Below are 6450 nucleotides of genomic sequence, written 5' to 3'. Positions count from 1 at the left end.
GGGCTGCTTATTTTTTTTATATGATACTGTGTTTTTACCCGTTCTTTAGGTAAACCGCGGTGGTGCCGCAGTCCCTACGGGTTGTCCGGACCCTCGGCGTGTTCCGGAGGCGCGCCCGGCCTGCGCGGGGCGGCGGGAGCGCCCTACTCCCCGTCCTCGCCCTCGCCCGTCGCCGTCGTCAGCGCCGCCGCCGGATCCCGGTCCGCCGGACCGGCGGGGGACCACACGCCCCCCTCGAAGCGGTACGGCCACCACCGGCCGTCCTCCCCGAGCCGCAGCTGCGCCTCCCCGCCCGCCGCCGTCCAGCGCGCCCCCGACCGGCTCAGCTCCGGGACCTCGCCCTCCTCCCACGCCTCGGCGAGCCGCGCCGCCGCCCGCGCCAGGGCCGCCTCGTCCGGCGCCCAGGACTCCTCCAGGACCGCGAGCGCCGGGGCCCCGCCCCACCGCCACGCGCGCGTGGCCAGCTCCAGGCCCGCCCGGGACCGCCCGGTGCGCGCGGCGAGCCGCCCGGCGACCCACGCCGGAGGCCCGCCGGCCGCGAGCCGCACCGCGTCCTCGGCGACCGACAGGCCCGTCGCCGCGACACCCGGAGGCGCCGCCCGGCCGGCGAGCAGCTCGGTGAGCAGCCGGTGCGCCCGGGCCGCGGTGTCCGCCGCCAGGAACTCCAGGGCGGCGGGCTCCACTCCGGGCTCCGGGTCCGTCTCCGTGTCCAGCGACGGAGGCTCCCCGGGCGCCGCCTCCGGCACCGGCACGGCGGGCAGCGGCGGCAGGATGTCCCGCAGCGCGTACGCCTCCGCCGCCGACACCCCGGCCGGAGCGCTCCCGGCCCCGGCCTCCCGCGGCGCCTCCGTCCCGGTCCCGCCGCCCGCGCGGGCGGCGCTGCGGGCCTGGAGCGCGTCCACGACGGCCCGCTGCCCCCGCCCCCGGATGAGGAGCAGCGCGAACGGGTCCTCGTCCAGGATCCGCGCCATCTGGTGGCAGAGCGCCGCCGTGTGCGGGCAGTGGTCCCACGCCCCGCAGCCGCACTCCGGCTCCAGGTCGCCGACGCCCGGCAGCAGGTCGACGCCGACCCCCGCCGCGTCCTCCACCAGGTGCGGCGGCACCTCGTGGTCGAGCAGCGCGGCGATGTGCCCGGCGCTGTCGACGGCGAGGTCGAGCAGCCGGTCCCACTCCGCGTCCGTCAGCACGCGCACCAGCACGTCGCCGCGGTACGCGCTGCCGTCGGGGTCCTGCACGACGGCGGTGATCCGCCCCGGCCGCACCGACACGGCCCCGACGGCGCCCGCCCGAGCGCGCTGCCGGCCCGCCTTCACCTGCCGGCCGTCGAGCGCCGTGTCGTCGAGCGCCTTGAGCCACGCCCTGCCCCACCAGGTGCGGGCGAAGGCCCCGCCCCGGACGGGCTGCGGCGCCGCGAAGGTCAGCTCCTCGGACTCCCGGCCCGTTCCGTACCCGCTCATCGTCCGTCCCCGTCCCCGCCGTCGTTTCCGTCCCCGTCCCCGCGCAGGCGTACCAGCTCCGCGAGTTCCGCGTCGCTCAGCTCGGTCAGCTCCGCCGGAGTGTCGCCCGAGGTGCCGAGCACCGCGTCGGCCAGCTCCCGCTTGCGGTCCAGCAGGGCCGCGATCCGGTCCTCGACCGTGCCCTCGGCGATGATCCGGTGCACCTGCACCGGCCGGGTCTGCCCGATCCGGTAGGCCCGGTCGGTGGCCTGCGCCTCCACGGCCGGGTTCCACCAGCGGTCGTAGTGCACCACGTGCTCCGCGCGGGTGAGGTTGAGGCCCGTCCCGGCCGCCTTCAGAGACAGCAGGAAGACCGGCACCTCGCCGGCCTGGAAGCGGGCGACCATCGCCTCCCGCGCGGCGACCGGGGTGCCGCCGTGCAGGAACTCCGTCGGCACCCCGCGCCGGGCCAGGTGCGCCTCCAGGAGCCTGGCCATCCCCACGTACTGGGTGAAGACCAGGGTGCTCGCGCCCTCGGCCAGGATCGTGTCGAGGAGTTCGTCCAGGAGCTCCAGCTTCCCGGAGCGGCCGGCGAGCCGCGGCCGTTCCTCCTTCAGGTACTGGGCGGGGTGGTTGCAGATCTGCTTGAGCGAGGTCAGCAGCTTCACCACCAGACCGCGCCGCGCCATGCCCTCGGCCTCCCCGATGGCCAGCAGGTTCTCGCGCACCACCGCCTCGTACAGGCCGGCCTGTTCCGGCGTCAGGGAGACGGTCCGGTCGGTCTCGGTCTTCGGCGGCAGCTCCGGGGCGATGCCGGGGTCGGACTTGCGGCGGCGCAGCAGGAACGGGCGGACCAGCGCGCCGAGCCGTTCGGCCGCCGCCGGGTCCGTGCCGTTCTCGACGGCGGCCGCGTACCGGCGCCGGAAGGCCCCGAGGCCGCCGAGCAGCCCCGGGGTCGTCCAGTCGAGGATCGCCCACAGCTCGGAGAGGTTGTTCTCCACCGGCGTGCCGGACAGCGCCACGCGCGCGCGTGCGCCGATCGTCCGGAGCCGGCGGGCCGTCGCCGAGTACGGGTTCTTCACGTGCTGGGCCTCGTCCGCCACCAGCAGCCCCCACGGCCGGGCGGCCAGCCGCTCCGCGTCGAGCCGCATGGTGCCGTAGGTGGTGAGGACGACGTCCCCGTCCGCGAGCCCGTCCAGGTCGCGGGCGGTGCCGTGGAAGCGGCGCACCCGGGTGCCGGGCGCGAAGCGCTCGAACTCCCGCTGCCAGTTGCCCATCAGCGAGGTGGGGCAGACGACGAGGGTGGGCCCCGCGGTGGCCGGCTCGCCCTGCCGGTGCAGATGGAGCGCGATGACCGTGATGGTCTTGCCCAGGCCCATGTCGTCGGCGAGGCAGCCGCCGAGGCCGAGCGAGGTCATCCGGTGCAGCCAGTTCAGGCCGCGCAGCTGGTAGTCGCGCAGGGTGGCGGCGAGCCCGGCGGGCTGCGGGACCTCCCGGATCCCGCCCTCGGGGTCGGCCAGCCGCTCGCGCAGCCGCTCCAGGGCGCCGGTCGCGACGACCTCGACCTGCCGCCCGTCGACCTCCGTGGTGCCGGTGAGGACGGCCGCGAGCGCGTCGACCGGCGTCACCTTGCGGTCCTGCCGTTCCCGGGCGCGCAGCAGCTCCGCCGGGTCGACCAGGACCCACCGGTCGCGCAGCCGGACGAGCGGACGGCCGGCCTCGGCGAGCCGGTCCAGCTCGGCCCGGGTCAGCTCCCGGTCGCCCAGGGAGAAGCGCCAGTTGAAGGCGAGCAGCGCGTCGGCGGAGAGGAACGACGGCACCCCGCCGCCGGAACCGGCCCCCTGGAGGCCGGACGCGGCCCCGGCCGTCCCGGACCCCTCCGCCGGTCCGGCGCCGGAACCGGCCCCGGCCGTGCCGGAGTCCTCCACCGGTCCGATCACCGCGCGTGCGGTGAGGCGGTCCGTCAGCTCGCGCGGCCAGTGCACCCGCACGCCGGTCGCGGCGAGCGCGCGCGAGGCGGGGCCCATGAGGGCGACGACCTCCTCGTCGGCCAGCTCCATCGCGTCCGGCGCGGCCGCCGTCAGCAGCGGGGCGAGCGGCGGCCAGGCGCGCGCGGCCCGCCGCAGCGCCAGCAGGGCGTCGATCCGGGCGCGCGGCCCGAGCGAGGCCGCCGCGGGCCCGGCTCCCGACCAGGCGTCGGCCGCGTCCACGACCAGCGCCGGGTCGGCGGCGGAGTGCAGCTGGAGCACCGCGCGGAAGCCCGGCGCCTCCGCCGCGCCGCCGCCGTCCGCGAGTTCCACGCGGAGCGACAGCCGTACGCCGGCGTCGTGACCGGCCGCCAGGTCGGCCGCCCACGCCCGCTGTTCGGGGACGGCCCGCGGCTCTTCGGCGGCGAACGCCGGGCCGCCGGCGGCGAGCGCGGCGGCGGGGGTGCGGGGGAGGGTGTCGGCGACCGCGTCCAGGAAGGCCCGCAGCAGCGCCTCGGGCTCCGGCAGCAGCGGGTCGTCCGCAGCGTCGGCCTCGCCCGCCTGGTCCAGCGGTACGGCGTGCGCGGTCGGCGGCATCGAGGCGGCGAGGGTCCGCAGCCGGTCCAGCTCCTCGGGCCCCAGGGGCCCCGCCCGCCAGGCGTCGTACCCGTCGGCCGTCACCCCGGGCAGCAGCAGTCCGCGCGCCGCGAAGTCCAGCGCCAGGAGCGCGGCGCCGCCCCAGAAGGCGGTGGCCGGGTCGGCGTCGCCGGAGAGCCGGGCGCGGGCGAGGAACGGCAGGGCGTCCCGTACGGACAGGGAGAGCACGGGGACGGACACGGCCCGGAGGTCGGCGCCGTCCACCACGGTGAGCTCGTCCGGCACCGCCCCGGCCGGACCCGGGGAGGGAAGGGGCTCGTCCTCGGGGGACCAGAGGGCGATCCGGCCGGCGCGCGGCGGGTCGGCGGGCAGGAAGACGGCAGCGGGTGCGGCGGAGGGACGAGAGGATCCCGGCGACGACGTCAACGCACTCCTCAAATTTGACTACCGGTGAGGGAACGGCCGACCTTACCCCACCGGCGCCGCGGAACGCGCACATCCGCGCGTGACGCCCGACACATGCGCGCCGGGCCGGCCGGGGGGTGGGGAACGCCCCACCCCCCGGCCCCGGCCCGCCCCCGGGCGCGGACGGGTGGTGACGCCATGGTTCCGGGCCGTCACGGATTCGTACGGTGAAGACCGCCGCCGCCCCTCGGCGCGGACGGCACCCGCCCCCACCTCACGGAAGACGGAGCCCGCCCATGCCCCAGGCCACCGCCCTCGCCCCCGCCCCGGCGCCCGCCGCACGGACGCGGGGCGGCGGCAGCGAGTTCTCCCCGCTCCTGCGCCTGGTGAAGGGCCAGGGCCTGCTCGACCACCGCCCCGGCTGGTACGCCCGGGACATCGCCCTCACCTTCCTCGGCCTCGCCGCCGTGGCCGCCGTCCTCCTCCTCGCCGGCCCGACCTGGTGGTCCGTCCTCCTCGCCGTCCCCCTCGCGCTGCTCTCCGCCCGCGCCGCCTTCACCGCCCACGACGCCGGCCACGCCCAGATCACCGCGGACCGCCGGACCGGCCGGGCGATCCAGCTCGTCCACGCCAACCTCCTCCTCGGCATGAGCCGCGAATGGTGGAACGACAAGCACAACCGCCACCACGCGAACCCCAACCACCTCGACAAGGACCCGGACGTCGCCGCCGACGTCCTCGTCTTCGCCGAGCACCAGACCGCGGGCCGCACCGGCCTGCGCGGCTTCCTCACCCGCCACCAGGCCCTGCTCTTCTTCCCGCTGACCACCCTGGAGGGCCTCGCGCTCAAGCTGTACGGCGTCCGGGCCCTGCTCGCGAAGGACGGCCCGTACCGCACCCGGGGCGAGCGCCTCACCGAGGGCGCCCTGCTCCTCCTCCACTTCGCCGGATACGCGGCGCTGCTCCTCACCGCCCTCACGCCCGCCCAGGCCCTGGTCCTCGCGCTCGTCCACCAGATGCTGTTCGGCGTCCACCTCGGCCTGGCCTTCGCCCCCAACCACAAGGGCATGGAACGGCCCGACGAGCACGAGGACGGCGACGACTGGGGCCACCTGCGCCGCCAGGTCCTGACCTCCCGCAACATCCGGGGCGGCGCCCTCACCGACTGGTTCCTCGGCGGCCTCAACTACCAGGTCGAGCACCACCTCTTCCCGTCCATGCCCCGCCCGCACCTGCGGCTCGCCCAGCCCGCCGTCCGCGCCCACTGCCGGACCCTGGGCGTCCCGTACACCGAGACCGGCTTCGTCGACTCCTACCGGCAGGCGCTCGGCCACCTCCACGAGGTGGGCGCCACCCTCCGCGAGGAGCGCGCGGGACGCCCGGAGTAGGGTCGGACGCGCATCCGCAGACGAAGAGGACCAGGGGGGTCTCCCACATGAGCGACGGCACCGTCACCACCGTCAGCAGCAACGGCACCTACTCCTTCACCAAGCCCAACCGCGAGGCCATCACGCTCCTCGCCGGCCTCGGCGTGGAGGGCGACGTCCACGCCGGCGTCACGGTGAAGCACCGCTCGCGGGTCGCCCAGGACCCCACCCAGCCGAACCTCCGGCAGGTCCACCTCATCCACGGCGAACTCTTCGACGAGGTCGCCGCGGCCGGCTTCGAGGTGGCCCCCGGCGACCTCGGCGAGAACGTCACCACCCGCGGCGTCGACCTGCTCGGCCTGCCCACCGGCGCCCTGCTCCACCTCGGCGCGGAGGCCGTCGTCGAGGTCACCGGGCTGCGCAACCCGTGCGCCCAGATCGACGGCTTCAGCCACGGACTGCTCAAGCAGGTCGTGGGCCGGGACGCCGACGGCGCGCTCGTCCGCAAGGCCGGGATCATGGGCATCGTGCTGACCGGCGGCGAGGTCCGGCCCGGCGACCCGATCCGGGTCGAGCTGCCGGCCGGCCCGCACCGCCCGCTGGACCGCGTCTGACCCTCCCGTCCCGAGGCCCGGCGCCCCTCCGCGAGGAGCGCGACGGCCGCGAGGGGCGCGACGG

General features: G+C 77.0%; 4 protein-coding genes. 2 read left to right on the top strand and 2 right to left on the bottom strand.

Annotation, left to right across the window (positions count from 1 at the left end):
- Positions 1-143: 143 nt before the first annotated feature.
- Positions 144-1457, bottom strand: a complete 1314-nt coding sequence (locus tag ACFW6A_RS26085) for an SWF or SNF family helicase (protein ID WP_386643322.1) — start codon at positions 1455-1457, stop codon at positions 144-146.
- Positions 1454-4426 (bottom strand): SNF2-related protein, encoded by a 2973-nt coding sequence (locus tag ACFW6A_RS26080; RefSeq protein WP_386643319.1) that lies wholly within the window; start codon positions 4424-4426, stop codon positions 1454-1456. Before ACFW6A_RS26080 ends, ACFW6A_RS26085 begins: the two co-directional genes overlap by 4 nt.
- Before the next feature lie 275 nt (positions 4427-4701).
- On the opposite strand from ACFW6A_RS26080, the gene ACFW6A_RS26075 reads away from it, so the two are divergent.
- Together ACFW6A_RS26075 and ACFW6A_RS26070 are read left to right on the top strand one after the other, a co-directional pair.
- The gene (locus ACFW6A_RS26075; RefSeq protein WP_351846947.1) at positions 4702-5793 is read left to right on the top strand and encodes an acyl-CoA desaturase; all 1092 of its coding nucleotides are present in this window, start codon (positions 4702-4704) and stop codon (positions 5791-5793) included.
- A gap of 47 nt (positions 5794-5840) precedes the next feature.
- On the top strand, positions 5841-6386 hold the full coding sequence (locus tag ACFW6A_RS26070; protein WP_351846944.1) for an MOSC domain-containing protein: 546 nt from the start codon (positions 5841-5843) through the stop codon (positions 6384-6386).
- Positions 6387-6450 lie beyond the last annotated feature (64 nt).

Source organism: Streptomyces sp. NPDC058758 (assembly GCF_042746075.1).
GTDB lineage: Bacteria > Actinomycetota > Actinomycetes > Streptomycetales > Streptomycetaceae > Streptomyces.
Note: the sequence above shows the minus strand (reverse complement) of the source record. Positions and strands in the feature narration are given on the sequence as shown.